We start from the raw sequence: 25,437 nt of genomic DNA on the forward strand, positions 1-25,437 counted from the left end.
ATTATTCCTCGGATCCTGCTTTCACACTCTTGTCAGCCATAGACGTGGCCATGTGTCCGGCATGCTCGTCATGACTCATGGCCGCGTGGTCCATGGTCTCTTCTTTCGCAGCGTCATGGTTCATGGCCTTGTGGTCCATGCTCCCTTCTTTTGCAGACTCATGGTTCATGGCCTTGTGGTCCATGGCGCCGTCTTTTGCAGCATCATGCTTCATGGCCTCGTGGTCCATGGCGCCGTCTTTTGCAGCGTCATGGCCGCCATGGGACATGCCACCCATGAACTTGTTGATCACGTTGACGAACAGCTTGGGATCGGCGCTGGCGAAGTACTCAACCGGGTGGTTTTCGCTCTTCTTGGCCAGGGCATCGAACTCACCCATGGTGCTCAGCATCTTGGGAGACTGTTTCACCTTGGCGACCCAGGCATCGAAACCGGCCTGGTCCTGGGTGGCAATCGCCTTGAACTTCATGCCAGAGAAACCGGCGCCGCTGTAACTGCCGGAGATCCCCTTGTACTGACCCGCCTCGTTGGCAATCAGGTGCAGCTTGGTCTGCATCCCGGCCATGGCGTAGATCTGACCGCCCAGCTGGGGGATGAAGAAGGAGTTCATCACAGTGTCAGAGGTCACCCGGAAGTTGATCGGGGTGTTGACCGGGAAGGCCAGCTCGTTGACCGAGGCGATACCCAGCTCCGGATAGACGAACAACCACTTCCAGTCGAGGGAGATGACATCGACCTGAATTGGCTTGACGTCAGATTCCAACGGCTTGTAGGGGTCGAGGGAGTGGGAGGTTTTCCAGGTAATCACTGCCAGGATGGCAACAATAATGACGGGCACGGTCCAGACGACCGCTTCAATCTTGTTGGAGTGGGACCAATCCGGGGTGTATTTGGCAGTGGTATTGGATGCTCTGTATTTACGAGCAAATGCCACCGTCATAATAATCACAGGAATCACCACGATTAACATCAACCCAAGTGCGGTCAATATCAGTGACTTCTGCTCCAGACCAACCTGCCCCTTGGGGCTCATCAGAGCCATGTCGCAGCCACTCAGCAAGCCAGCGGTTGCCATCAACAGCAAAGCGCCCAAGCCCCTCTTTACTTCAAAAGGTCTCATGCAATGTCCTCATCGTTTCAAGGCTTATTGGTATAATAAAAATGCCGCATTTTATTGCATCAGACCGGCATGTGAACAACATGAAAAATTAATCCCAAAAATGTTCCAAGGGTGGTGAAAACAGGTATCAGATGTTAATCGCTTGACAGCGACCAATTTATTAAATTCACAGACCCTCGATTCATCTCCCGTTAATTTATCTCCCCGCCAAAATCGTTCACCAATTAATCAATCAGGCTCATTACCCTTATTTTTTGAGGGAAAAACAGGACAAAAAAGAGCCATTCAGACCCCCCTTGATGCACAGGTGCCCTCTCCATTCCTTGATCTGGATGCGTATATTCCGAGGGAGAATAAAAAATTAATTAATCAAACGAATGTATGATTAACTTCCCGAGGCCGACGGAAGCGCAGAAAGAGCTGCCCTGTCTGAGACCCACCATGAAAAACGGGCCTCGGATAGACCCGTTTAAGACGACTCCCCACCGGAGGGTCTCCCTCAGGGGTGTTTATGCTCCATTCGGGTCGCCACTGCGATACGGTTCCAGGCGTTGATGGTGACCACCTGCATCAGGCACTGGGCCAACAGAGTTTCCCCCAGCAGGGCCAGGGCCTGCTGGTAGGTCTCCTCGGTGAGCCCGTTTTCGGCTATCAGAGTCACCTCGTCGGTCATGGCCAGCACCGCCCGCTCCCGCGCATCGAACAACGGGGATTCGCGCCAGGCGGACAACGCCAGCAAGCGCTGGGGGCTGTCACCCTGCTTCATCGCCACCTCGGCGTGCATCTCGATGCAGTAGGCGCAGCCGTTGAGCATGGAGGCCCGCAGCTTGATGAGCTCCTTGAGCGACAGCGGAATGTCGGTCCCGCCGAGATAGGACTCGAGGCCCATCATGGCCGAGATGGCGGCGGGCACCTGGCTGGCAAGCTGGATACGTTCTGACATGGCAATACTCCCGTGAAGAGGCCCTCAGGTGGGCGATGAGCACATTGTTCACACTTTCATCCATGGATAGAATACCGCCATAACCTGCAACAGTTTTGCATTTACCGCAAAGGTACTCCCATGCTGGATCGCGTCCGTATCCTGGCTCAGGTGGTGGAGTCGGGGAGTTTCTCCCGGGCCGCCCGCGCCCTCAACCTGGCCCCCTCCTCGGTGACCCGCACCATAGATGCGCTGGAGCAACAGCTGGGGATCCCGCTGTTCAAGCGCAGCACCCGCCAGCTGGTGCTGACCGAGCAGGGGGAGTACTTCCTTGCCCGCTCGGTGCGCCTGCTGGAGGAGGCCGATCAGCTGGTGCAATCCCTGCAGCCCCTGCCGGTGGCGCCAGAGGGCCCGCTGCGGGTCTCGGTGTTCGAGAGCTTCGGGACCAGCTGGCTGGCGCCGCGCCTGCCGGCCTTCCTGGCCCGCTACCCCGGGGTGCGACTCGAGATCGAGCTCGACAACCGGCTGGTGGATCTCGACGCCGAAAACGTGGACGTTGCGGTGCGCGTCGGACGCCCCGTGGACAGCGGCCTCCATAGCCGCCACCTGCTCACCAACCGGACCCTGCTGGTCGCCTCCCCCGCCTATCTGGCCCGCCATGGCGAGCCCGCCCATCCCGATGAGCTGGCGCACCACAACTGCCTGATCCGCGGCCATGGCCGTCAGCGCCAGCACTGGTATTTCCGGCAAGGGGCCCAGCGGCACAAAGTCCCGGTGCGGGGCAACCTCGCCTCGGTCGGCGGCACGCCCCTGCTGTGCGCGGCCGAGGCGGGCTCCGGCATACTGCTGCTGTCGAGCTGGATGGTGCAACAGGGGCTGGACAAGGGCACATTGCAACCCCTGCTGCCCGAGTGGCAGGCCTCCCCGTACGAGGATCGGCATGACGAGATCCATGCGGTGTTTAGGGGCGGCCGCTTCTTGAAGCCCCAGACCCGCGCCTTCATCGACTTTCTGATAGAGGTGATGAAGCCCTTGCAAGGGCCGCGCTGATAACGGCGGCCTGTCCAGGGCTTATGGGAAATGAAAACGCCGGGCAAAGTGCCCGGCGCCGGAAGTGAACGACAGCATCAAGAGAACGCGGTCAGCGAGCATTACGCCCATCCGGGGTCTGGGCCGCGCCTCTATAGTCCCCGTAAGGAAAGACGTTGCGCAGGCGCTGGGCCACGGGCTCCGGGATGGAGCGGGAGAAGACGAGCCTGACCCCGTTGCCATCGCGCTGACCCAGGATGCGCCCTCGCACCGGCTCCTGCTGCAGGATCTGTTTGGCCTGGGCCAGGAAGCGCGGCGGCACCGAGCCTCGCTTCACCTGCACCTTGCCAGGGGCAAGCCGGATCTCGAACAGGGCGCCGCGCCCCAGGGTCATCAACCACCCAATCAGGGCGACTGCCACCAACAACGACAACCAGGCCATCTCTCTCTCCCTTTGCCAGCCTCGATGTGCGTCAGTATATGTGGCGACGGCCGGCGAGGAGTGGGCGGACATCACGTTTTGCCCATCCCCGAGTCAGCAATCCTTGCCCCAGGCCACCAGGGTGTCGCGATAGAGCGCCAGCAGGGCTTGATCCCGCACCGCCACCCCGACCCGCTGGGCCGGGTAGTCAGCCCACTCATCGTGGGGATGGGACTTGCCGTCGAACTTCTGCAGGGTGTGGCCTATGGCGGGGCCATGGTCGATGACCCGCACCGGGCCCTCCCGCAGGGTGAACAGCTCGGGATCGATCACATAGGCGATGGCGGACGGATCGTGCACGTGGCAGCCATTGAGGCCGATGCGCTCGGAATAGAAACGCAGGTAGAAGCGGCTCACCGCCCACAGGAAGCGACCGGGCTCACCGGCATCGTCCCGCAGGGCATCCAGGTAGGCGCTGCTGAAGAAGCTCTGCTGGGTCACGTCCAGCCCTATGATCACCACGGGCCAGGGGGCGGTGAACACCCGATCGGCCGCCTCGGGATCGTCGTGAATGTTGGCCTCGGCATAGGGGGTCACGTTGCCGCGATGACCGTTGACGCCAAAGGCGCCTCCCATCACCACCACCTGCTTCACCAGCGCGGTGATCTCGGGGGCAGCCTCGAGCGCCAGCGCCAGGTTGGTGAGCGGCCCTATGGTCACCAAGGTGATCTCGCCGGGGTTGGCCTTCAGCGTCTCGACGATGTATTGCCAGGCCGGGCGGGGATCCGGGATCAGGGTCACCTCCCCCGCCTCCACGTCACCCAGCCCGCTCGGGCCGTGCACCACTGTCGTCGGCCCCACGGGCTCGCGCAGCAACGGCGCGGCGGCGCCCTGGGCTACGTCCGCCTTCATGCCGTATTTCTGCTTGAGCCAGAGGGCGTTGCGGGTCCCGTTCTCTATGGTGGCATTGCCAAACACCGTGGTGATGGCGAGCAAGTCGATGACGGGGTGGGCCTCGGCAAAGAGTATTGCCATGGCGTCGTCGATACCGGGATCGGTATCCAGAATGATCTTGTGGGTCATGGGGCCTCCATACGGCAGAAGTGCCAGTGTAGCGACCTCGGGCCCGTTTAACAGCGTCAGGATCACAGCCTCGACCTTTGGCCTGCCATCCCCCCGCCGACCGGCGATATCTTGAGCACTTCATCCGGGGGCCCGTCAGGGTCAGGGGCCGCAGTGGCGACATTCTGGGCAGTCGGCCCGCCCCCAGGCCCCCGCGCCTTGTGGGCGGGCCTGCGGGATGGTATCACTTGGCCTCACTCTCCCCACTCCTCGCCGAGGCGCCAACGTGATCACCCTGATTAAAGAGTCTGACCAGCTGAAGATGCCCTGGAAAAACAAGCAGGGCACCACGGCCCAGATCCTGGTCTCCCCCCCGGGCTCGAGCCTGGAAAAGCTCGACTTTGACTACCGGCTGAGCTCGGCCCCCATCAAGGCGGCGGGCCCCTTCTCCAAGTTTCCCGGCTATCAGCGCATCCTGCTGCCCGTCAGCGGCGCCGGTTTCGTGCTCAACGGCCACCCCTATGCCACCTTCGAGGCGGCCCACTTCAGCGGGGATGACGAGACCCACTGCGAGCTGCTGAAAAAGGAGGTAACGGATCTGGGGCTCATCTACGATCCCGCGCGCATCAGCGCCAACGTGCGGGTGCTCAATGTGCCCTTCCCCCTGACCCTCACCCTGGAGGCGGACAAGACCTACCTCTGCCACCTGCTGAGCGGCCAGCTGACGGTGGCAGACCAGGCCGTGGCCATCAACGAGACCCTGGTGGTCAAGGGGGAGGAGAGCATCCGCTTCGAGTGCGGGAAAAAGACCACACTAGCCTTCTTTACCCTGCAAGCCCGGTAAGGGAGACACCCGCGTAGGCCCTGGGGTCTGGCTCAACGTTTGGGTGCTCGGCCGCCGCTGTCGAGACAGGCCTGCATGCTGTCGTAGGGAACATAATGCTTGGTGCGGCCGTAGTAGGTGCCACCCTGGGGGTGGCAGATGCCGTTGCGGCTCTTCTTGACCGGGGGCTCTGCCGCCAGCGCCAGGGCGCACACCAGCATCAGGCAACAGCTGACCACCCATTTTACTGCTCTCATCACCTAAATCCGTCCAATCGGCGTTTGGGCTAACAGGCCCGTTTGAGGCTTATTTTATCCTGTTTGCACCGCAACCACCCCTCGCAAGATCACGAAACGCACCATTCATTCAATCGCTTGGCTCATCTGTACCGCGCGATCGACACAAGGTTTCCGCTGGGACAAAAAAGCCGGGATATCCCGGCTTTTTCCTGTCAGGCCAGCGCGGCTCAACCGACCTTGAAGGCCCCCTTCATCATGGCGAAGTGGCCGGGGAAGGAGCAGAAGAAGGTGAGATCCTTGCCCGCCAGCCCGTCGGTCTTGAAGGTGACGCTGGTGCTCTCGCCACCCCCCACCAGCTTGGTGTGCGCCAGGATACGGGCGTCGTCCTTGGGCAGGTAGTCGTGATCGGCGCCGGCGCTCATGCCCGCGGTGGCGACGGCCTGATAGTCGGCGGTATTGGCCAGCACCCAGTTGTGACCCATGTTGGCCACCGGCAGCTTGCCCGTGTGATTGAGGGTGATGGTCACCTCCTTGCAGGTGGCCGGCACGCTCATCTCTTTGAGGTTGAACTGCATGGCGTCATTGCCTTCGATGACCAAGGCGCACTCATCGGCCAGCGCCGGGGCAGCCAGGGAACTCAGCAGCAGCAGGGTTAACACCTTTTTCATCATCTTCTCCTTTGATTGGCGAGGAATGGCAACCCCCTTGTCTGTCGCATCGCACGGCGACACGCAAAGATGCTGTCATGATCGATCTTCATTGTACCCAAATGTCACCGGATGGCAGCGGCTTTTGCTCAAAGCTGCGGACCAGGTCACTCCCGGGGTCCATTGAACTGTGGAACAGATTTGCCGGCGTCACCCCGCCGCGGCTTAATTATTTCCACCCAGACCCGGCGCCAGGGGCTCGTCAATTGCGGCGCCCTTGGCTAAGCTGCTCCCCCGTCGATGACTCCCGCGAGAATGCAAGATGAAGACCCTCTCCCTGGCCCCCCGCGGCCTGCTGCTCTCCCTGATGCTGCTGTTGACCGCCTGTCAGCCGGCGCCGACCCAGATCCGCATTCAGGGCAACACCATGGGCACCTACTATGCGGTGACCCTGAGCGACCCCTTCCCCGGTGGCCAGGCCGCGCTGCAGGGGGAGGTCGATACCCTGCTGGCACGCATCAACCAGGAGATCTCCACCTATGATCCTGACTCCCTCATCTCCCGCTTCAATCAGGGCTCAGGCAAGGCTCCCATGGTCATACCGGCCAGCATGGCCAGGATAGTGCAGCAGGGCATGGATGCGGGGCGCCTCACCCAGGGCAAGCTGGACGTCACAGTGGGCCCCCTGGTCAACCTGTGGGGCTTCGGGCCGGACAAGCGCCCGGTCAAGCGGCCCACCGCAGAGCAGATTGCCAAGGCGCGGGAGCGAGTCGGCATCGACAAGCTCAGCCTGACGCCGCAAGGGGATCACTTCCTGCTCGGTAAGGCCATCCCCGACCTTTATCTGGATCTCTCCACCCTGGGGGAAGGGGCGGCGTCCGACGACATCGCCGCACTGCTCGAGCGCAAGGGGGTGCACAACTACCTCGTCGAGGTGGCGGGCGCCGTGCGCAGCAAGGGACACAACGACAAGGGCAACCCCTGGCGGGTGGCCATAGTCGAGCCCTCGGACAGGCCGGGCGCCATCGAGGATGTGGTCACCCCGAACGGCATGGCCCTCAGCACCGCCGGCAGCTATCGCAACTATTACGAGCTCGATGGCCGGCGCTACTCCCACATCATAGATCCCGCCACCGGCGAGCCAGTCACCCACAAGCTGGTCTCCGCCAGCGTCATCACCCCCACGGCGCTGGAGGCCGATGCCCTCGACACCGCCCTCATGGTGATGGGGCCCGAGCAGGCGATGGCCTTTGCCACCGAGCACAAGCTGGCGGTCTATCTCATCGAGAAGACGTCCACGGGTTTTGCGGCGCAGCACACTCCCGAGTTCGCCCCCTACCTGGTACGCAGGCAGCCATGAACGACGAGGCCCCGCAATGTGGGGCCTTTTCATGACGGCGCGCTATTCGATGGGAACACGATGGGGCGCCGGGGTGACCGCCTGCTTGGGCAGTTGCAGGGTGAGGATGCCGTTCTCGAAGCGGGCGCTGACCTGATCCGGCGCCACCTCCACCGGCAGATCGACGGTGCGCGACACGCTGCCATAGTAGCGCTCGCTGCGCAGGGAGCGATCTTCCTTGCTCTGGCTGTCGTGCTGGCGAATCTCCGCCTTCAGGGTCACCAGTTTGCCGTGCACATCTATCTGGATGTCCTCCTTGGCCACCCCGGGCAGCTCGGCCTGCAGCAGGTAACCGCCGTCGCTCTCCCTCAGATCCAGCGTGATCCGGCTGGGCAGGGGATCCCCGTGCAGGGGCCGGATGTAGAAGCCGGAGGCCATGTCGTGGAACAGGTCATCAAACAGGCTGGTTCGGCTCGGTAGCAAACTCATTTGATTCCTCCTTGTGGTACGGGTGATGGCTGCAGATCGCCGGGATCTGCCTCCCTTCAAGTCTAAAAACCGGGCCGAACCGCGCCACTGCCATCTCGCGCCCAGTTGACGAAGATCAAGGGCGCGCCATGATTTTTTGCAGGCCGCCTCTTGTCTTGGCGGGAAAAACAGGGCCCCCTTCCCATGTTCAATTGCCTGTCTGCGGACTTTGGTGGCACACTTCTCCCACCAGCCCGCAGCGCCTCGATGCAAGACAGATGCAGACACCGGATCCCGCACCAGAGAAGAAAGCCCAGCCCAAACCCAGGCGCATCCTGCTGGTCAACGAGCAGCGTTCCTTTCAGATGATGATGAAGGCGATGCTGATCAACATCGGCATCAACCGCATCACCTACATCAATTCCGCCGACGAGGCGCGCCGCCGCTGCCAGAAGGAGAGCTTCGACATCTATCTGCTGGACTACGAGCTGGGGGCGGGCGAGAACGGTCGCCAGTTGCTGGAGAGCCTGCGGGACCAGCAGCTGATCCCGCCCCAGAGCGTGGTGATCATGGTCAGCAGCGACAGCTCCCGTGCCATGGTGCTGAGCGCGCTGGAGGCCGAGCCCGACGAATACCTGATGAAGCCCTTCTCCCAGGAACAGTTCTCGTTTCGCTTGAAGCGCGCCCTCGCCCGCCGCCAGTCCCTGGAGAGCGTCTTCATCGCCCTCACCCAGAACGATCTGCCGGCCCTGGTCGAGGCCTGCGCCAGACAGGCCGATGCGGTGCCGCGCTTCGCCAACTTCTGCCGCTGCCTGCAGGCCGACACCCAGCTCAAGCTCGGCCAGGCCAAGGAGGCGCGCAGCCTGATGCGCCAGCTGCTGGCCGGCCAGGAGAACAGCTGGGCCAGGTTGACCCTGGGCAAGGCCTGCTACCGTCTGGCGCTCTATGACGAGGCGGTGAGCCACCTGCAGGCGACCCTGAAGAACACCCCCCTGATGGTGGAGGCCCACCTCTGGCTGGCGGAGTCCCTGCTCTCCCTTGGCAAGGAAGAGCTGGCCCAGCAGGAGCTGCGGCGGGCAGCGGACATCTCCCCCCAGTCGGTGCAGCTCTCCCGCCGGCTGGCAGAGGTGTGCCTGCAGCGCCACGACTACGGCCAGGCCAAGGATGTGCTGCTCGCCCTCATCGATCTGTCGCGCAACTCCATCCACCGCACCCCCCACTATCTGGGGGCCTACATCCAGACCCTGACCCTCTACGCCCTCAACAGCAACGACGGCTATCACATCGCCAACCTGCAAAAGCAGGTGAACTCGGCCCTGTCGCGCATCCGCGATTCCCTGATGATGTCGGAGTTCAACTACCCGGTGTTCGAGCAGATCTGTCAGGCCAGGGTGCGCATCGCCCTGGGGGAGCTGCTCAAGGGCAAGAAGATGCTCTATCGCGCCAACCAGAACTGGCTGGACAAGCCCGAGACCATGCCCCCCGCCCTGCTCGGCGAGACCATACTCGCCCTCTACCAGCTCGGGGAGTTCGAGTACGCCGAGAGCCTGCAATCCCTGCTGGCGGAGGATGAAGACCGGCTGCTCACCACCTGCATCCAGGTGACCCGGGACGACAAGACGGTGCAGGAGCGCCGTCAGCGCTACCAGCAGCTCAACGATCTCGGCATCAAGGCCTACCAGAGCGGGGAGCTGGAGCAGGCCCTCGGCCATTTCCGCGAGGCCCTGCGCCGGGCTCCCGCCAATACCGGCGCCGCCCTCAACAAGATCCAGGTGCTGCTGCAACTGATGCAGAAGAACCGCAAGAGCCCGGAATTCGGCGCCGAGTGCAAGGAGACCCTGGAGGTGCTGGAGGGCATCCCCCTGAATCCCGCCCAGCAGGATCGCTTTCGCAAGCTGCGCCAGGAATTTAACCAGCTCGCCTAGCCAGCGGCGCCTCTCCCTCACCTATGCTGATACAGACTCAGGCAAGGAGGGGCGACAGCATGGCGATGTGCCGATACCTGGTGGCAGATGGCCGCCACTGCAGCGAAGAGGCGGGGGATCACGACCTGTGCCACTGGCACGACCCCCATGCCTCTCACTCATCCCCGGACACAGCCGCGGCGCTGGAGCACTATGTGCGCCAGGGGGGCCTGTGCCACGGGTTGCAACTGGCCCGCGCCGATCTCGCCGGTCTCAACCTGGTGAACAGAGAAGGCCCCCGGGGATTCCTGCTGGAGCAGTGCAACCTCTATCGCGCCAACCTGCGGGGCGCCCACCTCTACGGCATTCGCATCAAGGGCGGCAGCCTGATGAAGGCCGATGTCAGTGACGCCAACCTGCACTGCGCCGAGTTGCACGACGTCAACCTGCTCGGCATCCGCTGGAAGAACACCCGGCTCGACAACCTGGATACCGGCAAACGCCTGATGCAGGACAGGAAGGGGCGAAGCGAGCGGGATCCGGTGCAGTCCCGCGTCTGGTTCAAGGAGGCGGAAGAGACCTACCGAGATCTGCGCAAGGCCTCGGAGGCCCAGGGGATCTTCACCATGTCAGGCCGCTACATCCAGCAGGAGCTCACCATGCGCCGCCTGCAGATGCCGTTCTGGTCCTATCACCGCTTCGCCTCCTGGATAGTGGATCTCTTCTGCGGCTACGGTGAGGCCCCCATGCGGGTGGTGCTCTTCTCCCTGCTGCTCATCTTCATCTGCAGCATCTTCTACTTCTTCTGCGGCCTCAACTTCGCGGGCAACCACCTCATCTACCGCCCGGAGGCGACCCTCGAAGAGAACGCCATCTTCCTGCTCGAATGCCTCTACTACAGCGTGGTGACCTTCACCACCCTGGGTTACGGCGACTTCACCCCGGTCGGCCTGTCGCGGATCTTCGCCGCCTTCGAGGCCTTCACCGGCAGCTTCACCCTGGCGTTGTTTGTGGTGGTGTTTGTCAAGAAGATGACCCGCTAAGCCCGGGGCCGGGGCACAGGGAGGCTGCACGCCCCCTCCCCTGGCCCCTCTTGCATCCAGACCGGATTCCTAGTCCAATAGCGACTAATAAAAACGACATGAGCATCCCTGACATGAAGATCATCTCTTTCAATATCAATGGCCTGCGCGCCCGTCTTCATCAGTTGCAAGCCATCATCGACAAGCACCAGCCGGATGTGATCGGCCTGCAGGAGATCAAGGTGCACGACGAGGCCTTCCCGGTGGCGGACGTGGAGGCCATGGGCTATCACGTGGTGTTCCACGGCCAGAAAGGTCACTACGGGGTCGCCATCATGAGCAAGCAGCCGCCCCTCGACGTGCAGAAGGGGTTCCCCACCGATCCCGAGGATGCCCAGCGCCGGATGATCATGGCCAGCTTCAAACGGGAAGACGGCTCCCTCATCAAGGTGATGAACGGCTATTTCCCGCAAGGGGAGAGCCAGGATCACGAGACCAAGTTCCCGGCCAAGCAGAAGTTCTATGAGGACCTGCAGCACTACCTCGAGACCCACCACACCCCGGACGATCCCTTGGTGCTGATCGGCGATGTGAACATCTCCCCCACGGATCTCGACATCGGCATCGGCGAGGCGAACCGCAAGCGCTGGCTGCGGGATGGCAAGTGCTCCTTCCTGCCCATAGAGCGGGAGTGGATGGAGCGCCTCAAGGGGTTCGGGCTGACCGACACCTTCCGCGCCGCCAACCCCACCGAGTGCGAGCGCTTCTCCTGGTTTGACTACCGCTCCAAGGGCTTTGACGAGAACCGGGGCCTGCGCATCGACCTCATCATGGCGTCCAATGCCCTCAAGGACAAAGTGACCGAGACCGGCATCGACTACGAGCTGCGCGGCATCGAGAAACCCTCGGATCACGCCCCCATCTGGGCCTGCTTCGCCTGATCCCGGCTGCCGAGAAGACTGTCGTCCCTGACCCTGAGCCCCCGCCGATGCGGGGGCTTTTTTGTTCACAGCCCGCCATTTCTTAATCCATATCAACTCTTTGGCAGACGGGCTTTGCCACGCCTTGACCTTCACCTTTCGGCAAGGTTTACATTCGGCTCATCCGTCGCAGGGAAACCGCCCATGTTGTCATCGAGATTGCCCACAGTGCTCATCGCCCGGCTGTTGCTGGCGCTGCTGCTCGTCTGCAATCTCACCCTCTGCATCAGCTGGCATGGCGCGGCGGCAAGGGAGGAGGCGACATCCCCATCCCTCGCCATGACCAGTGCCGCCAATCTGCCCGCGGCCATGCAGGGGCTCCCCTGCCACAACGGCGGTGATGGCTACGCTGCCGCCGACCTCAATCAGGACGAGTGCCAGATGCACGGCGGCCTCACCTCGCCAATGGGCGCCGGCCTGCCACTGCTGGCCGCCCTGCTCGCCCTGCCCCTGTTGCTGCTGCCCCCCGGGACCGTCAGCCAACAGCTGGAAAACTGGCTGCGGGATCCCTTCCTGCGCAGTCGCGGTACCCACCCTCCCTCCTGGCCGCGCCGACACCTGATGCTGTCGGTGCTGCGTCACTAGAACGATCTTCTCCTGTGCATGAGGCAAGGCTCACCTTGCCCCTATCTGCACACCTTGCCTGACCCTGTGACCACTGGCCCCGCCAGCAACAGGGAGCCGTGCGTCCGCTGACTCGTCAGCAGCGCCCCGTTTGCCGCCAGCCCCTTGGTGATGCCTTGTCCATCACCCGCCCTGCGGCCTGCACAAGAGAAGACGTATGATGTCACCAGCCCACTGTTCACCCACCCAGGTTGCCGCCTTAGCGGGCGCCCTCTCCTCCTGCACTTTCTGCATGCAGATCCGCGCCGGAGGCCAGTCATGAACAAGAGAGTCCTGATGTCGGCCCTGCTGCTCGCCCTCGGCGCCGGTGGCGGCTACTGGGCCGCCAAACAGAGCACTGATGGAGCCACCGTCAAAGAGAAGACGCCGCTCTACTGGGTCAACCCCATGGATCCCCGCGACAAGCGCGACGGCCCTGCCAAGGACAACATGGGGATGGACTTTATCCCCGTCTATGAGGAGCAGAAAAACGGCTCGCCCGGTACCGTCACCATCAGCCCCGAGATCCAGCAGAACCTGGGGGTACGGCTGGCCAAAGTCGAAAAGCTGCCCATCCACCAGCAGATCGAGACGGTGGGCTATGTCGGTTATGACGAGGACAGGCTCGAGGCCATCAACGCCCGCATGGCGGGCTGGATCCGCACCCTGGCCATCAAGAGCGAGGGGCAGAAGGTGGCCAAAGGCACCCTGCTCTACGAGATCTACGCCCCGGACCTGGTCAACGCCCAGCATGAGTACCTGCTCGCCCTCAACACCAGCAATCCCCTGCTGCTGCGCGCCGCCGAGGGAAAACTGAAGTCCCTACAGGTGCCGGCGGATCAGATTGCCGCCCTCAAACGCAGCCGTCAGGTGCGTGAAACCATTGGCATCTATGCCCCCAGCAGCGGCTATGTCTCGGAGCTGAAGGTGCGCGAGGGCCAGTATGTGGAACCCGCCGCCGCCCTGTTCAACATCAGCACCCTCCAGCAGGTGTGGGTCAGTGCCGAGGTGTTCGAGCGCCAGGCTGCCCAGCTGAAAGTGGGGGATCCGGTCACCATGACCCTCGACTACGCCCCGGGCCGCCGCTGGCAGGGCCGGGTCGATTACCTCTACCCGACCCTCGACGCCGCCACCCGTACCCTCAAGGTGCGGCTGCGCTTTGACAACCCGGACGAGTTCTTGAAACCCAATATGTTTGCCAAGGTGGCGATTCAGGCGGGCAAGGGAGAGCCGCAACTGGTGGTGCCGAGCGAAGCGGTGATCCGCACCGGCAGTCAGGACAGGCTGGTGCTGGCACTGGGGGATGGCAACTTCAAGTCGGTCGCCGTCACCCTGGGCCCCCAGTTTGGCGACAAGGTGGCCATCAAGGCGGGAGTCGAAGCGGGGGACAGCATAGTCAGCTCGGCCCAGTTCCTGCTCGATTCGGAATCTGCCATCGACTCGGACTTCCAGCGCATGACGGCGGTGCGCCCGGCCCAGGTGTGGACCCAGGGGACTGTACAGAGCATGGATCTGGCCAGCCGCACCCTGATGGTGGCCCACCAGCCCATTCCCGAGTGGCAGTGGCCCGCCATGGAGATGGAGTTCACCGTCGCCGAAGGGGTCGATATCAGCAAGCTGGCCGAGGGGCAAAGCCTCCACCTGCAGGTGATGCAGGAGGGGGACGAGTACCACATCACCAGCATCCATCAGGAGAAAGCACCCGCAAGCGGCGACGCAGCCAAGCCTGCGGCGGGTGAGATGGAGAAGATGGAAGGCATGGACCCTAGCCAGCACGATATGGGGGCCAAGCCATGATCCCTTCCATCATTCGCTGGTCCGTGGGCAACCGCTTTCTGGTGCTGCTGTTGACCCTCATGCTCACCGCCTGGGGGCTCTGGTCGGTCAAGCAGACCCCGGTGGACGCCTTGCCGGATCTCTCCGACGTGCAGGTGATCATCAAGACGGCCTACCCGGGGCAGGCGCCCCAGGTGGTTGAGGATCAGGTGACCTACCCGCTCACCACCGCCATGCTGGCGGTGCCGGGGGCCACCACGGTGCGCGGCTACTCCTTCTTCGGTGACTCCTTTGTCTACGTGCTGTTTGACGACAGCACGGATCTCTACTGGGCCCGCGCCCGGGTACTGGAGTATTTAAGCCAGGTTGCCCCGAGTCTCCCCGCCTCCGCCCGTCCCCAGCTCGGCCCCGACGCCACCGGGGTGGGCTGGGTCTATCAATACGCATTGGTGGACAGAACCGGCAAGCATGACTTGAGCGAGCTCACGTCGCTGCAGAACTGGTTCCTCAAGTACGAGCTGCAAACCGTCAATGGCGTCTCCGAAGTCGCCAGCGTCGGCGGCATGGTGCGCCAGTACCAGGTACGGGTCGACCCGGACAAGCTGCGCGCCTACGGCATCCCGCTCTCCCTTATCGAGACCGCCATCAAGCAGGGCAATCAGGAGACCAGCGCTTCCGTCATCGAGATGGCGGAAGCGGAGTATATGGTGCGCTCGAATGGCTATCTGAAGAGCGTGGAGGATCTGAAGCAGATCCCCCTCGGTACCACTGTGCGCGGCGCCCCGCTGCTGCTGGGTGATGTGGCGGATGTGGTCACCGGCCCCCAGAGTCGGCGCGGCATCGCCGAGCTCAACGGCGAAGGGGAAGTGGTGGGCGGCATCATAGTCATGCGCTATGGCGAGAATGCCCAGCACACCATAGACGGGGTCAAGGCTCGGTTGGCCCAGCTGAAAAGCAGCCTGCCGGAAGGGGTGGAGATCGTCACCGTGTACGATCGATCCGACCTTATCCAGCGCGCCATCGACAACCTCTCCGGCAAGCTGCTGGAGGAGTTTGCGGTGGTGGTGCTGGTCTGCCTCGCCTTCCTGTTCCACCTGCGCTCATCCCTGGTGGTGGTCATCACCTTGCCTATCGCCATTCTGGCGGCCTTTATCGTCATGCACCTGCAGGGGATCAACGCCAACATCATGTCGCTCGGGGGCATCGCCATCGCCATCGGCGCCATGGTGGATGGCGCCATAGTGATGATCGAGAACGTCCACAAGCATATGGAGCGGGAGGCGCTCACCGACAAGAACCGCTGGCGCATCATCACGGAGGCGAGCATAGAGGTGGGGCCCGCCATCTTCTTCTCCCTGCTGATCATCACCATGAGCTTTTTGCCGGTGTTTGCGCTGGAGGCGCAGGAGGGACGCATGTTCCATCCCCTCGCCTACACCAAGACCTACGCCATGGCCGCCGCCGCTGCGCTCGCCATCACGCTGGTGCCGGTGATCATGGGGTACTTTATCCGTGGCAAGGTGCTGGCGGAGCAGGTCAACCCCCTCAACCGGATGCTGACCCGCGGCTATATTCCGCTGCTAGGAGCCGTGCTGGCACGCCCGAAAACCACCCTGGCCATCGCCGCCGTGGTCACGGTGGCGGGCTTCTGGCCGCTCAAGTACCTGGGCTCGGAGTTCATACCGCCGCTCGATGAGGGGGACATCATGTATATGCCCACCACAGCAGCCAATATCTCGGTGGGCAAGGCGCGGGAGATCTTGCAGCAGACCGACAAGCTCATTCGCACCGTGCCCGAGGTACAGAACGTGTTCGGCAAGGCGGGGCGCGCCGAATCGGCCACAGACCCTGCCGACCTGGTGATGATGGAGACCAGCATCCAGCTCAAGCCCCGCGATCAGTGGCGCCCCGGCATGACCCCGGAGAAGCTCAAAGAGGAGCTCGACTCCCTCATCCGCTTCCCCGGTCTCACCAACGCCTGGGTGCCCCCCATCAAGACCCGCATCGACATGCTGGCCACCGGCATCAAGACCCCGGTCGGCATCAAGATTGCGGGGCCCGATCTCAAGGTGGTCCAGCAGCTTGGCCAGCAGCTTGAGCAAATCGTCGGCAAGGTGGAAGGGGCTGCGTCGGTCTACGCCGAGCGGGTGGCGGGCGGTCGCTACGTCAAGGTGGACATCGACCGGCTGAAAGCGGCCCGCTACGGCCTCAACATCGCCGACGTGCAGGCGGTGCTCGCCACCGCGGTGGGCGGCATGGAGGTGGGGCAGACCATAGAGGGGCGCGAGCGCTACCCCATCAACCTGCGCTATCCCCAGAGCTACCGGGACTCGGTGGCCAGCCTGGAGCTGCTGCCGGTGGTGACTCCGAGCGGCGCGCGCATCGCCCTGGCGGACGTGGCCCGGGTCTACATCAGCGACGAAGCTCCCATGCTGCGCAGCGAGAACGCACGGCTCAACGGCTGGGTCTACGTCGATATTCGCGGCCGCGACATCGGCTCCTTTGTGGCAGAGGCCAAGGCCGAGGTGGACAAGCAGCTGGTGCTGCCGGCGGGTTACGCCCTCACCTGGTCCGGTCAGTACGAATACATGGAGCGGGCCAAGGCGCGTCTCGCCTACGTGGTGCCATTGACCGTCGCCATTATCGTGCTGCTGCTCTATCTGGCGTTTCGCCGCTTTCAGGAGGTGCTGCTCATTCTCACCACACTGCCGCTGGCGGTGGTGGGCGGGATCTGGACCCTCTGGCTGCTCGACTTCAACCTCTCGGTGGCGGTGGGGGTGGGCTTTATCGCCCTGGCCGGGGTGGCGGTGGAGACCGGTGTCTTGATGCTGGTCTACCTCAACCACGCCTGGGATGACCTGGTCGCGAGCGGCAAGCCGGACAAGGCGGGCCTGCACCAGGCAGTCATTCACGGCGCCGCCCTGCGCCTGCGCCCCAAGATGATGACTGTGGTGACCATTATCGCCGGCCTCTTGCCCATCATGTGGAGCCAGGGCACCGGCTCCGAGGTGATGCAGCGCATCGCCGCCCCCATGATAGGCGGCATGGTGAGTGCACTGGTGCTGACCCTGCTGGTGCTGCCCGCCGCCTACTACCTGTGGCGCAGCCGAAGCCTTGGCAAGGCCGAAACCCGGCAAGCCGACTGACCCGCATTCACCACCGACTTTGAATAAACGACGAGGAAAAGATCATGAACTACAAGACGCTGACCCTGACCCTGCTGCTCGGCCTTGCTACCCACACCGGCCTGCAGGCCGAGGAGATGATGAACCACCAGGGCCATGACATGAGCCAGATGGGACAAATGGATGGCATGGGCGAGATGACGATGACCAGAGGGGTCATCACTCGCGTCGACGAGGCCAACGGCAAGGTGGGGATCAAGCACGAGACCATCGCCAACCTCAAGATGCCCCCCATGACAATGGTGTTCCTGCTGGCGGATCCGGCCCAGCTTCAGGGGCTGAAAGTGGGGGATGCGGTGCGTTTTCACGCCGAGAACCCGGCGGGCAAGCTGACGGTGACGGCCATCCAGAAGCAGTAACGGCTCACCACAACAATAAAAACGGCGGGCACCATGCCTGCCGTTTTTTATCTGCGATCTCGGCCGGAGTCAGCCACGAATATGGTCGATAAAGGCGTCGATCTGCTCCCGGGTGCAGGCGGGGTTCATAAAGACCGCCTTCTCCCCGGCGATATAGGAGTACTTGCCGCGGGCGTCGTACTCCGAGTGCGCCACCGCCTCCACCCAGTTGGTGTAGAGTCCCACCTTGCCGCGTTGCTTGAACAGGTTGCGGTGGTATTCGGTGTTGCGGGCCAGCCGCGCCTTGTAGGCCGCGTCCGGGCTGCGGGCCAGCTCGAAGGCGAACTCGGCTTCCGGATCCTGCACCCACTCGGGGTTGTAGATCTTGAAGCCCACGCTCGGCCCCTGGTTCTCCTGGGCCACCAGCTTGACGTTGCCGAGCTGGCTCAGACGGAAGCGGAAGTAGTTGGCGTTCTGCAGGCAGTGGGCCAGCACGGTGCGATAGCCCTCGACCCCCAGGTAGTTGAGGGCCGCGTAGGCGCCGAACAGGCCGCTCGCCCCCCGGGAACACTCTATGGTGGACTGCAGGTGGGTCTGGCCCTGGATGTCCCGCTCGAAGTAGGAGAAGTTCTCCGGATCGTTCTCCATCGCCTTGAGGTCGTCCTGCTCCTTGATCATCACCAGGCTGGAGGTGTAGGGCACATAGCCCCACTTCTGGAAGTCGACGGTGAAGGAGTCGGCGTATTTGAGCTCAGCGAAGCGGGCCACGTTGCGCTCTATCCCCGCCAGGGTGGCGCCGTTGATGGCGAGCGGGTTGGCGGCAAAGTCGTAATCCAGGAAGAAGATCATCGACCAGCCGATGGCGGCATCCACGTGGATGTGGGGCTTGACCGCCACCTCGAAGCGCTCGCACAGCCTGTCCCGCAGGTCCACCACGGGTTTGACCTGGTCCACCCCGAAGGTGTCCGTGGTCCCCATGGTGAGCATGATGGTGGGCACCACGTGTTTGAGGGCGAAGCAGGCGGTCAGGGTGCGCTCGAGATCCAGCAGATCTATGTCGTTGTTCTCCCCCACCTGGATGCGGATGGTCTTGTTCTCTATGTCCACCCCGAGCAGGGAGAGGTTGGTGATGTTGGAGTAGTGGCCGCCCTGGGAGTTGATGATGCGATAGTCCTGATAGTGGCCTAGCCCCTTGTGCTTGGCCTCCGGCAGGCTCTTGCGAATGCCGAGCAGGTAACCGTAGAGGTTACAGAAGGTCCCTCCCTGGGTGAAAATGCCGGTGGCGCGGGCCGGGTCGTAACCCGCCAGCAGGGCAATCTGGCGCACCACCTTTTTTTCGAGCTCCTCGGCCACCCCGGCATACTCGGAGTAGACCAGGTTGGGATTGGCGAGGATCCCCATCTGGGCGCCGTAGATGGCGGGATCCGCCGACATTGTGATGACGTTCTCGACGCTGGAGGGGTTCTCCCAGTCTTTCGACAGGGCGCCGGCGAACAGCAGCTCCGTCATGGGCTCCCCCGGGGTGCGCATCTGCGCGGGCACCGGCATGGTCTCGCAGAGATCGGCGAGGCGGGCGTGGCCATCTGGCCAGGCGTTGAGGCGCGCATCCGGGGCCAGGCCACGGGCACGAAACTCGTTGAGGGTGGCAAAGCCCGGTTCGCGAAACACCGGCCAGAGATCGGGATTGCGGGAGAAGAAGTTGGCTTTGACGGTGGCGAAACGGGCGGAGAACTCGGGGTGGACGGCGTTGACGCCGTCATCTTTCAGATAGACAAGATCGCTCATGATAAGACCATTAGTACTGCAAATGTGCCCCGGTTATACCCCCGGGGCGGCGCAGGAGACAGCGACAATAACTAATGGCCTGCCCTACTTTTTATCATGACCACGGCAGTCGGGGGCTGGCGGCACCCTGGCGCCGGAGCCCGTGCTCCGTTTCGTGATCCGGGTCATGCCCCTTAGCGCAGGGCAGTCACCAGCCAGGCCTCCAGCTCCGCCAGCTCATGGGCCCTGGCCGGGAAATCCCCCATCAGCGAGTGCAGCAGCGCCGCCATCGCCTCAGGCTTGTAGGGCGCCCCCACCAGCCGCTCGGCCAGGGCATCCAGGGGCGCCGGATCCAGGCTGTCGCTGAAGATCTGCGCCCGGCCTATCACCCCCTTCTCCACGTCGAAATGAAGCTCCACCCCGCCCCAGCCGAAACGCTCGTCCAGCTGATGGCTGAACGCCGGGGCATGGCCGAAGTTCCACTCCCAGCTGCGCTGGCGGGCGAAGGTTTCGGCGAAGCCGGGCAGGTCCGGCATCTGCTCGGGGGAGATATGCTCGGGCGCTACCCGCTCACCGTAGTAGTGGAAGAAGGCCTCAATGAGGGCGTCATTCACCTGCTGGTGATCTATCCCCGGCAGCAGCTCGCAAAGATTGGCCACCCGGCTGCGCACCGAGGTGATCCCCTTGGCCGCCAGCTTCTTGGGGTCGGGGTTGAGGTAGTTCGCGAGTCGGCCGAGGTCTGCGTCCAGCAGCAGGGTGCCGTGGTGAAAGCCGCGATCCTGGGTCTCCCGGTAGGCCGAACCCGACACCTTGCGATCCCCGTCCGCCGTGGCCACCAGCAGATCGTTGCGCCCCGAGGCAAAGGCCGCTATCCCCAGTCGCCTGAGGGCATCCAGCACTATGGCGGTGGAGACGCTCTTGTCATAACCGGGCTTGCCCGCCATGAAGGTGAAGCAGCTGTTGCCGAGATCGTGAAACACGGCCCCGCCCCCGCTGCTGCGCCGCGCCAGGGTCACGCCGTCCTCTTCCATGCGGCGGGTGTTGCACTCCTTCCACGGATTCTGCGCCCGGCCTATCACCACGGTGTTGGCGTTGCGCCACAGGAAGAGCACCCGCTGGGCGGGATCCATCTGGCGGAAGATGCACTCCTCCACCGCCAGGTTGAACAGGGGATCCTGAGAGTCGGAAACGAGCAGGCGTAACGGAGAGATGCGAGGAGACATAGGGGGACCTCATTGGAAAAGGGGGAGATTACCATAACACCCTGCTCCCGGGGCGTCGTCCCCTGACATCCGAGATAACCCAAGCCCTGACCAGCGGCTAAAAGAGACGCACCAGCGGGAGCCCGCCCCTCATCTTCATCGCTCTCGACCACGTCAAGCCGTTCAAGAGCGGCGCCTCTTGCAGATTAGGGAGGTAGTCGCCTAGTCACCCCGCAGGGCGACCACGGGGTCCAGGCGCACCGCCCGCAGGGCGGGAGCGACCCCGGCCAGCAGACCGACCAGGGCGCTGCACCCCAGGGCCAGCAAGAGATAGAGGGGATGCAGGCTGAGCGGCAAGCCGGCCGCCAGCAGTGCGAACAACAGCTTGAGCCCCCCGAGCAGGGCCAGCCCCATGGCTCCCCCCAGCAGTGCCAGCACCACGGCCTCCAGCAGAAACAGCAGCAATATGCGGCGCCGTGGGCAGCCCAGCGCCATCAACAAGCCCACCTCGGGGATCCGCTCCTGCTGGGCGATGCTCATGATGCTGAAGATGCCGACCGCCCCGATCAGCAGCGAGATGATCCCCAGCCCACCGACCGCCAGCTTGATGATGGAGAGTATCTTGTCGAGGCTGGTCAGCATGTCCTGCTGGGAGGTGAGGGTAAAATCCTCGGCGCCGTGGCGAGCGATCAGCACCCGCCGGATTTGGGCTGTGATCTCGGGCTCCGACTGCCCGGCGCCATAGATGACGTCTATCTCCTGCAACCCCTCCTTGTTGAACAGCGCCTGGGCATGGGCGGCAGGCAGATAGATCATGTCATCCAGATCGAAGCCGAGAAATTGTCCCTTGGGAGCCAGCACCCCGGCCACCCGAAAGCGGCGATCCCCGGCCCGCAGCAGACTCCCCGGCGCATCGCCACCGGGAAACAGCTCAGCCGCCACCTTGGCGCCCAGCACCGCATAGGCGCGGGGCATGGCACTGTCATCTGCGGGCAGAAAACGCCCCTGCACCAGGGTGAGGCGCCAGCCGGAGAGCGCCGCCGAGCCTGTGCCCAGAATGGCGGTGCTGCGGGTCAGTCCGCGGCTGCGCACCTCTCCCTGCCCCTGCACCACAGGGAGCGCCGCTTCTACTCCTGGTAATCTGGCGAGGGCGTCGGCATCCTCCAGCAGCAGGGGACGGCTGCTGGAGAGGATGCCGGGCGGGCCGCCGGCGGTCTCGGTCTTGCCCGGGGTCACGGCAATCAGGCGTGTACCGAACTGGGAGAAGCTGTCGAGCAGATAGAGCCTGAGCCCCTCGCCTATGCCGGTGAGCAGGGTCACAGAGGCGATCCCGATGGCGATGCCGAGCGCCGACAACAGGCTGCGGCTGCGCCCTGCCAGCAAGGCGCGCCAGAGCCAGAACAGCAGATCAGCGAGGCGCATCGGCCACCACGCCATTGTCCGCTACGTTGGTCACTGGCTCGCGCCCCATCAGATTCATCAGCCTCAACTCCATTGTCCGCTGCGCAGACTGGTGACCGGATCCTGCCGTGCCGCCCGGGAGGCGGGCAGCCAGCTAAAAAAAAGCCCGGTCAGCAGGGCCGCCGGTATGGTGCAGAGGGTCGCGAGCCAGGGCACGGCCGCCGGGAAGCCGGGCCAGATCAGCGCGGCGAGGGCCACCAGGGCATAGCCCAGCAGGGTGCCGATGAAGGCGCCACCGCCGCTCAGCAGCAGCGCTTCCCACAAAAACAGCTGGCGGATCTGGCGACTGTCGGCCCCCAGCGCCTTTAGCAGGCCGATCTCTCCGGTGCGCTGGCGGGTGCTGATGAGCGCCAGATTCATCATCATGATGCCGGAAACCAGCAGGCTGATGGCACCAATGCCGGCGACCGCCAGGGTGAGGGTGGCCAGAATGGTGGAGAAGGTGGCCAGCATGGCGTCGCGCCTTACCAGAGTTATATCGAGCACCCCGTGGCGCGCCTGCATCAGCAGCTCCAGTCGCGTTACCAGCGGGGGCACCGCTTGCCCGTCCAGCGGCTGGATCAGCAGGCGAAACAGCCCCTCGGTATTGAACAGCCCCATGGCGCTGCCCACCGGGATCAGCGCCGCCTCGGCCATGTCCATCCCCAGATTGCTGCTCTGGCTGGTGAAGACCCCTACCACCCGAAAGCGGCGATTGTCAAAACGCAGCCACTGGCCGACCGGATCGGCCTGACCGAACAGCTCCCGGGCCACCACGGCCCCGAGCAGGACGACCGGTCGATCCTCTGCGGCATCCCCAGGCAGCCAGCGGCCGGAGAGCAGCTCAAGTCCGTGGGTATGCCGCAGCCCGTTGCTGCTGCCAAGCAGCATGGTCTGGCGCACCCGGGCCCCCTGCTTGGCCTCGGCAAAGCCCATCACCAGCGGCACCAGCCTGAGCTGGGGTTGATGCTGGCCCAGGTAGTGCATGTCATCCAGGGTGATCTCCCTCAGGCTGTTACCGGTGACCGGCGGCAGCCCGCCTGTGGTCTCCTTGCGCCCTGGGAACATCACCAGCAGATCCTTGCCAAGGGAGCTGAACTGCTCGGCCACATAGCGCCTCGCCCCCTCCCCCAGCGCGGTGAGCAGCAGCACCGAGGTGACGCTCAGACTCACCGCCATGATCAATACCAGCGCTCGCGTGCGCTGGCGCAGCAGCGCCACGGCGGCGAAGCGGAGAGCATCGGGGCGCCGCATTCAGCCCCCACCGCTGTCGCTGCTGATGCGGCCGTCATCCATCGAGATCCGCCTGCCCGCCCGCTCGCCGAGGCGGGGATCGTGGGTCACCACCATCAGGGTGATCCCCTGCTCCCGGTTGAGCCCCTCGAGCAGGGTGATCACCTCCTCCCCGGAGCGGGAGTCGAGATTGCCGGTGGGCTCGTCCGCCAGGATGAGGCGCGGCGCCATGGCCATGGCCCGGGCGATGGCCACCCGCTGGCGCTGACCACCGGAGAGCTCGGCGGGCCTGTGGTCGGCCCGGTTGTCCAGCCCCAACTCCTCCAGCAGACGCTGGCTGCGGCGGTGGCGCTCGGCGGGGAGGACGCCGCACAGCATCAGCGGCAGCTCGACGTTTTCACGGGCGGTGAGGCGGGGGATGAGGTGAAACGACTGGAACACAAAACCGATGCGATGGCCGCGCAACTGGGCCAGCGCGGGTTCTGACAGGGTGGCAATGTCCTGGCCCCCCAGCCAGTATTGCCCTTCGTCTGGCCTGTCCAGCAGCCCCAGCACATTGAGCAGGGTCGATTTGCCGGAGCCCGAGGGGCCCATCACCGCCAGATACTCCCCCTCGGCGACCCGAAGAGAAACGTGTTCGAGGGCCGCCACCTCAGTGCCCCCCAAGGTGAAGCGACGGCTGACGGCATCCAGGCGAATGAGCTCACTCATCCATCTGCTCCGTGGCGGCACTGAAGGGCCCCTCCCCGACTATCTGGCCGGGCTGGGCCGCCAGCTGGTCACCGGCGGCGAGCCCCTCTGCCACCTCAATCCAGTTCCAGTTCTCCACACCCCAGCGGGGCAGCACCCGCACCAGCTTATCTCCCTCCAGCCGCAGCACGCTGCCATCGTCGGCCCGGCTGCTGGCCGCCACCCGCAGCACATCGGTGGCGCGGGTCACCTCCACCTCGAGATCGGCGCTGTAGCCGATAAGCAGGGGCACGTCGGTGGGCGGGGCTGTGAGTACCGCCTCCACCTCCACTGTGCGGGCCTGTTTCTCCAGCTCCTTCACATAGGGGGCGATGCGGGTGACGGTGGCGGCAAAGTCGCGCCCGGGCATGGCGTCGAGCAAGACCCGGGCAGACTGGCCCACCTTGAGGCGGGCGGCATCCACTTCATCTATGGGAGCTGAGACGTAGAGGCAGCGATCGTCGATGAGATCGATGACGGGGGGCATGGCCACCCCTGGGGGTGAGGGGGTCATGTATTCGCCAAGCTTGCTGTTGACCTCGGCCACCACGCCGGCAAAGGGGGCCTGCAGGCGGCGCTCGGCCAGGCGGGCCTCCACCTGGGCGACCAGCGCCTCGTCGACCCGCTCCTGCTGGCGGGAGGCACGGCAGATATAGCGACGGGTATGGGCCAGGTTCTGGGCCTGCTCGGCCAGGGTGCGGGAGGTGAGGTTCTTGGCGAGCAGGGTGGCCAACCGCTGGGCCTCCCGCTCGTAGTAGGTGGCCTCGCTGCAGCGCTCCTCGCGCTGGGTCTTGCCGAGGGCCTGCTGGGCACGGGCGCGGCTGAGATCGGCGCGAATGTCCTCGCTCCAGAGGGTCAGCAGCAGATCCCCCCTGGCCACCCTGTCCCCGGCCTTGACGGCGATCTGCTCCACCACGCCGCCGCCGGGCAGACTGAGCCCGGCCCGCTGGCACGACTTGATGGTACCGGCCCGGGTGTTGACCAGGGTCACCAGCACATCCCCCCGCCCGACCGCCACCAGCTTGACCGGCGTCGCCTGCGGCCACCACCACAATGCCAGGGCCGCTAGCGCCACCCCGGCGCCCGCCGTCCACCACAGCCAGCCTCTCTTCATCGCGCATCCTTTCGCTATCGACCCCCGTCACGACTGACGGGAGAGCAGGGCATCATTTCGCCTTAGCTAGTGACTCC

At 64.0% G+C, this 25,437-nt stretch carries 24 protein-coding genes; 11 read left to right on the top strand and 13 right to left on the bottom strand.

The genetic code is table 11. The annotated features are described in order from the left end of the window. Nucleotide 1: 1 nt before the first annotated feature. Nucleotides 2-1,120, bottom strand: coding sequence for a cytochrome o ubiquinol oxidase subunit II (gene cyoA / locus G4923_RS01965; RefSeq protein WP_163135291.1), 1,119 nt, complete (start codon nucleotides 1,118-1,120; stop codon nucleotides 2-4). A 142-nt stretch (nucleotides 1,121-1,262) separates the two neighbouring features. On the opposite strand from cyoA, the gene G4923_RS01970 reads away from it, so the two are divergent. Then, a complete protein-coding gene (locus G4923_RS01970; protein WP_163135293.1) occupies nucleotides 1,263-1,505 on the top strand; it encodes a hypothetical protein in 243 nt (80 codons plus the stop codon). A 114-nt stretch (nucleotides 1,506-1,619) separates the two neighbouring features. On the opposite strand, the gene G4923_RS01975 is transcribed toward G4923_RS01970, so the two are convergent. Next, nucleotides 1,620-2,063: a carboxymuconolactone decarboxylase family protein gene (locus tag G4923_RS01975; protein ID WP_163135295.1), complete on the bottom strand. Its 444-nt coding sequence runs from the start codon at nucleotides 2,061-2,063 to the stop codon at nucleotides 1,620-1,622. A 120-nt stretch (nucleotides 2,064-2,183) separates the two neighbouring features. Here G4923_RS01975 and G4923_RS01980 point away from each other — a divergent pair, with 120 nt between their 5' ends. Beyond that, nucleotides 2,184-3,092, top strand: coding sequence for a LysR family transcriptional regulator (locus G4923_RS01980; protein WP_163135297.1), 909 nt, complete (start codon nucleotides 2,184-2,186; stop codon nucleotides 3,090-3,092). Between the two features lie 91 nt (nucleotides 3,093-3,183). Here G4923_RS01980 and G4923_RS01985 read toward each other — a convergent pair whose 3' ends face one another. Together G4923_RS01985 and G4923_RS01990 are read right to left on the bottom strand one after the other, a co-directional pair. After that, nucleotides 3,184-3,513: a DUF3634 family protein gene (locus tag G4923_RS01985; RefSeq protein WP_163135299.1), complete on the bottom strand. Its 330-nt coding sequence runs from the start codon at nucleotides 3,511-3,513 to the stop codon at nucleotides 3,184-3,186. Between the two features lie 93 nt (nucleotides 3,514-3,606). Continuing rightward, nucleotides 3,607-4,575 (bottom strand): nucleoside hydrolase, encoded by a 969-nt coding sequence (locus tag G4923_RS01990; protein WP_163135301.1) that lies wholly within the window; start codon nucleotides 4,573-4,575, stop codon nucleotides 3,607-3,609. Between the two features lie 265 nt (nucleotides 4,576-4,840). Here G4923_RS01990 and G4923_RS01995 point away from each other — a divergent pair, with 265 nt between their 5' ends. Then, entirely contained in the window at nucleotides 4,841-5,398 is a 558-nt protein-coding gene (locus tag G4923_RS01995) for a HutD family protein (RefSeq protein ID WP_163135303.1), read from the top strand. Nucleotides 5,399-5,430: 32 nt separating this feature from the next. On the opposite strand, the gene G4923_RS02000 is transcribed toward G4923_RS01995, so the two are convergent. Together G4923_RS02000 and azu are read right to left on the bottom strand one after the other, a co-directional pair. Next, on the bottom strand, nucleotides 5,431-5,634 hold the full coding sequence (locus tag G4923_RS02000; protein WP_106886293.1) for a hypothetical protein: 204 nt from the start codon (nucleotides 5,632-5,634) through the stop codon (nucleotides 5,431-5,433). 209 nt (nucleotides 5,635-5,843) lie between these two features. Continuing rightward, nucleotides 5,844-6,284 (bottom strand): azurin, encoded by a 441-nt coding sequence (gene azu, locus G4923_RS02005; RefSeq protein ID WP_139744933.1) that lies wholly within the window; start codon nucleotides 6,282-6,284, stop codon nucleotides 5,844-5,846. 301 nt (nucleotides 6,285-6,585) lie between these two features. Here azu and G4923_RS02010 point away from each other — a divergent pair, with 301 nt between their 5' ends. Further along, complete coding sequence (locus G4923_RS02010) at nucleotides 6,586-7,623, top strand: FAD:protein FMN transferase (RefSeq protein WP_163135305.1); 1,038 nt, start codon at nucleotides 6,586-6,588, stop codon at nucleotides 7,621-7,623. A 42-nt stretch (nucleotides 7,624-7,665) separates the two neighbouring features. Here the strand turns inward: G4923_RS02010 and G4923_RS02015 are convergent, their stop codons facing one another. Then, nucleotides 7,666-8,091 (bottom strand): Hsp20/alpha crystallin family protein, encoded by a 426-nt coding sequence (locus G4923_RS02015; protein WP_163135307.1) that lies wholly within the window; start codon nucleotides 8,089-8,091, stop codon nucleotides 7,666-7,668. Between the two features lie 257 nt (nucleotides 8,092-8,348). Here G4923_RS02015 and G4923_RS02020 point away from each other — a divergent pair, with 257 nt between their 5' ends. The 7 genes from G4923_RS02020 to G4923_RS02050 all read left to right on the top strand — a co-directional run bounded on the left by G4923_RS02020 (nucleotide 8,349) and on the right by G4923_RS02050 (nucleotide 17,899). Continuing rightward, nucleotides 8,349-9,995: a tetratricopeptide repeat-containing response regulator gene (locus tag G4923_RS02020; RefSeq protein WP_111910192.1), complete on the top strand. Its 1,647-nt coding sequence runs from the start codon at nucleotides 8,349-8,351 to the stop codon at nucleotides 9,993-9,995. Nucleotides 9,996-10,054: 59 nt separating this feature from the next. Continuing rightward, nucleotides 10,055-11,017: an ion channel gene (locus G4923_RS02025; RefSeq protein WP_163135309.1), complete on the top strand. Its 963-nt coding sequence runs from the start codon at nucleotides 10,055-10,057 to the stop codon at nucleotides 11,015-11,017. A gap of 113 nt (nucleotides 11,018-11,130) precedes the next feature. Then, on the top strand, nucleotides 11,131-11,937 hold the full coding sequence (gene xthA, locus G4923_RS02030; protein ID WP_106886287.1) for an exodeoxyribonuclease III: 807 nt from the start codon (nucleotides 11,131-11,133) through the stop codon (nucleotides 11,935-11,937). A 183-nt stretch (nucleotides 11,938-12,120) separates the two neighbouring features. Beyond that, on the top strand, nucleotides 12,121-12,561 hold the full coding sequence (locus tag G4923_RS02035; RefSeq protein ID WP_163135311.1) for a hypothetical protein: 441 nt from the start codon (nucleotides 12,121-12,123) through the stop codon (nucleotides 12,559-12,561). Nucleotides 12,562-12,858: 297 nt separating this feature from the next. Further along, a complete protein-coding gene (locus G4923_RS02040; RefSeq protein WP_163135312.1) occupies nucleotides 12,859-14,376 on the top strand; it encodes an efflux RND transporter periplasmic adaptor subunit in 1,518 nt (505 codons plus the stop codon). Beyond that, on the top strand, nucleotides 14,373-17,501 hold the full coding sequence (locus G4923_RS02045) for an efflux RND transporter permease subunit (protein WP_163135315.1): 3,129 nt from the start codon (nucleotides 14,373-14,375) through the stop codon (nucleotides 17,499-17,501). Before G4923_RS02040 ends, G4923_RS02045 begins: the two co-directional genes overlap by 4 nt. 44 nt (nucleotides 17,502-17,545) lie before the next feature. Then, a complete protein-coding gene (locus G4923_RS02050) occupies nucleotides 17,546-17,899 on the top strand; it encodes a copper-binding protein (RefSeq protein WP_163135317.1) in 354 nt (117 codons plus the stop codon). A gap of 69 nt (nucleotides 17,900-17,968) precedes the next feature. On the opposite strand, the gene G4923_RS02055 is transcribed toward G4923_RS02050, so the two are convergent. From G4923_RS02055 to G4923_RS02080, 6 genes are all read right to left on the bottom strand, one after another. After that, complete coding sequence (locus G4923_RS02055) at nucleotides 17,969-19,663, bottom strand: pyridoxal phosphate-dependent decarboxylase family protein (RefSeq protein ID WP_163135318.1); 1,695 nt, start codon at nucleotides 19,661-19,663, stop codon at nucleotides 17,969-17,971. 173 nt (nucleotides 19,664-19,836) lie between these two features. Then, nucleotides 19,837-20,853 carry a lipoate--protein ligase gene (locus G4923_RS02060; RefSeq protein ID WP_163135420.1) on the bottom strand — a complete coding sequence of 339 codons (1,017 nt, stop codon included), beginning with the start codon at nucleotides 20,851-20,853 and terminating at the stop codon, nucleotides 19,837-19,839. Nucleotides 20,854-21,066: 213 nt separating this feature from the next. Then, entirely contained in the window at nucleotides 21,067-22,266 is a 1,200-nt protein-coding gene (locus G4923_RS02065) for an ABC transporter permease (protein ID WP_163135320.1), read from the bottom strand. Nucleotides 22,267-22,329: 63 nt separating this feature from the next. Further along, nucleotides 22,330-23,538 carry an ABC transporter permease gene (locus G4923_RS02070; RefSeq protein WP_163135322.1) on the bottom strand — a complete coding sequence of 403 codons (1,209 nt, stop codon included), beginning with the start codon at nucleotides 23,536-23,538 and terminating at the stop codon, nucleotides 22,330-22,332. Further along, nucleotides 23,539-24,228, bottom strand: a complete 690-nt coding sequence (locus G4923_RS02075; RefSeq protein ID WP_163135324.1) for an ABC transporter ATP-binding protein — start codon at nucleotides 24,226-24,228, stop codon at nucleotides 23,539-23,541. After that, a complete protein-coding gene (locus G4923_RS02080) occupies nucleotides 24,221-25,360 on the bottom strand; it encodes an efflux RND transporter periplasmic adaptor subunit (RefSeq protein ID WP_163135326.1) in 1,140 nt (379 codons plus the stop codon). The genes G4923_RS02075 and G4923_RS02080 overlap by 8 nt, the downstream gene beginning before the upstream one ends. Between the last annotated feature and the right edge of the window lie 77 nt (nucleotides 25,361-25,437).

This window comes from Aeromonas rivipollensis, assembly GCF_010974825.1.
GTDB lineage: Bacteria > Pseudomonadota > Gammaproteobacteria > Enterobacterales > Aeromonadaceae > Aeromonas > Aeromonas rivipollensis.

What these genes read in the sequence shown, in the direction of transcription:
- cyoA (WP_163135291.1), bottom strand. Translation starts at nt 1,120, where the DNA reads ATGAGACCTTTTGAAGTAAAGAGGGGCTTGGGCGCTTTGCTGTTGATG.
- G4923_RS01975 (WP_163135295.1), bottom strand. Translation starts at nt 2,063, where the DNA reads ATGTCAGAACGTATCCAGCTTGCCAGCCAGGTGCCCGCCGCCATCTCG.
- G4923_RS01980 (WP_163135297.1), top strand. Translation starts at nt 2,184, where the DNA reads ATGCTGGATCGCGTCCGTATCCTGGCTCAGGTGGTGGAGTCGGGGAGT.
- G4923_RS01985 (WP_163135299.1), bottom strand. Translation starts at nt 3,513, where the DNA reads ATGGCCTGGTTGTCGTTGTTGGTGGCAGTCGCCCTGATTGGGTGGTTG.
- G4923_RS01990 (WP_163135301.1), bottom strand. Translation starts at nt 4,575, where the DNA reads ATGACCCACAAGATCATTCTGGATACCGATCCCGGTATCGACGACGCC.
- G4923_RS02000 (WP_106886293.1), bottom strand. Translation starts at nt 5,634, where the DNA reads ATGAGAGCAGTAAAATGGGTGGTCAGCTGTTGCCTGATGCTGGTGTGC.
- azu (WP_139744933.1), bottom strand. Translation starts at nt 6,284, where the DNA reads ATGAAAAAGGTGTTAACCCTGCTGCTGCTGAGTTCCCTGGCTGCCCCG.
- G4923_RS02010 (WP_163135305.1), top strand. Translation starts at nt 6,586, where the DNA reads ATGAAGACCCTCTCCCTGGCCCCCCGCGGCCTGCTGCTCTCCCTGATG.
- G4923_RS02015 (WP_163135307.1), bottom strand. Translation starts at nt 8,091, where the DNA reads ATGAGTTTGCTACCGAGCCGAACCAGCCTGTTTGATGACCTGTTCCAC.
- G4923_RS02020 (WP_111910192.1), top strand. Translation starts at nt 8,349, where the DNA reads ATGCAGACACCGGATCCCGCACCAGAGAAGAAAGCCCAGCCCAAACCC.
- G4923_RS02025 (WP_163135309.1), top strand. Translation starts at nt 10,055, where the DNA reads ATGGCGATGTGCCGATACCTGGTGGCAGATGGCCGCCACTGCAGCGAA.
- xthA (WP_106886287.1), top strand. Translation starts at nt 11,131, where the DNA reads ATGAAGATCATCTCTTTCAATATCAATGGCCTGCGCGCCCGTCTTCAT.
- G4923_RS02035 (WP_163135311.1), top strand. Translation starts at nt 12,121, where the DNA reads ATGTTGTCATCGAGATTGCCCACAGTGCTCATCGCCCGGCTGTTGCTG.
- G4923_RS02040 (WP_163135312.1), top strand. Translation starts at nt 12,859, where the DNA reads ATGAACAAGAGAGTCCTGATGTCGGCCCTGCTGCTCGCCCTCGGCGCC.
- G4923_RS02045 (WP_163135315.1), top strand. Translation starts at nt 14,373, where the DNA reads ATGATCCCTTCCATCATTCGCTGGTCCGTGGGCAACCGCTTTCTGGTG.
- G4923_RS02050 (WP_163135317.1), top strand. Translation starts at nt 17,546, where the DNA reads ATGAACTACAAGACGCTGACCCTGACCCTGCTGCTCGGCCTTGCTACC.
- G4923_RS02055 (WP_163135318.1), bottom strand. Translation starts at nt 19,663, where the DNA reads ATGAGCGATCTTGTCTATCTGAAAGATGACGGCGTCAACGCCGTCCAC.
- G4923_RS02065 (WP_163135320.1), bottom strand. Translation starts at nt 22,266, where the DNA reads ATGCGCCTCGCTGATCTGCTGTTCTGGCTCTGGCGCGCCTTGCTGGCA.
- G4923_RS02070 (WP_163135322.1), bottom strand. Translation starts at nt 23,538, where the DNA reads ATGCGGCGCCCCGATGCTCTCCGCTTCGCCGCCGTGGCGCTGCTGCGC.
- G4923_RS02075 (WP_163135324.1), bottom strand. Translation starts at nt 24,228, where the DNA reads ATGAGTGAGCTCATTCGCCTGGATGCCGTCAGCCGTCGCTTCACCTTG.
- G4923_RS02080 (WP_163135326.1), bottom strand. Translation starts at nt 25,360, where the DNA reads ATGAAGAGAGGCTGGCTGTGGTGGACGGCGGGCGCCGGGGTGGCGCTA.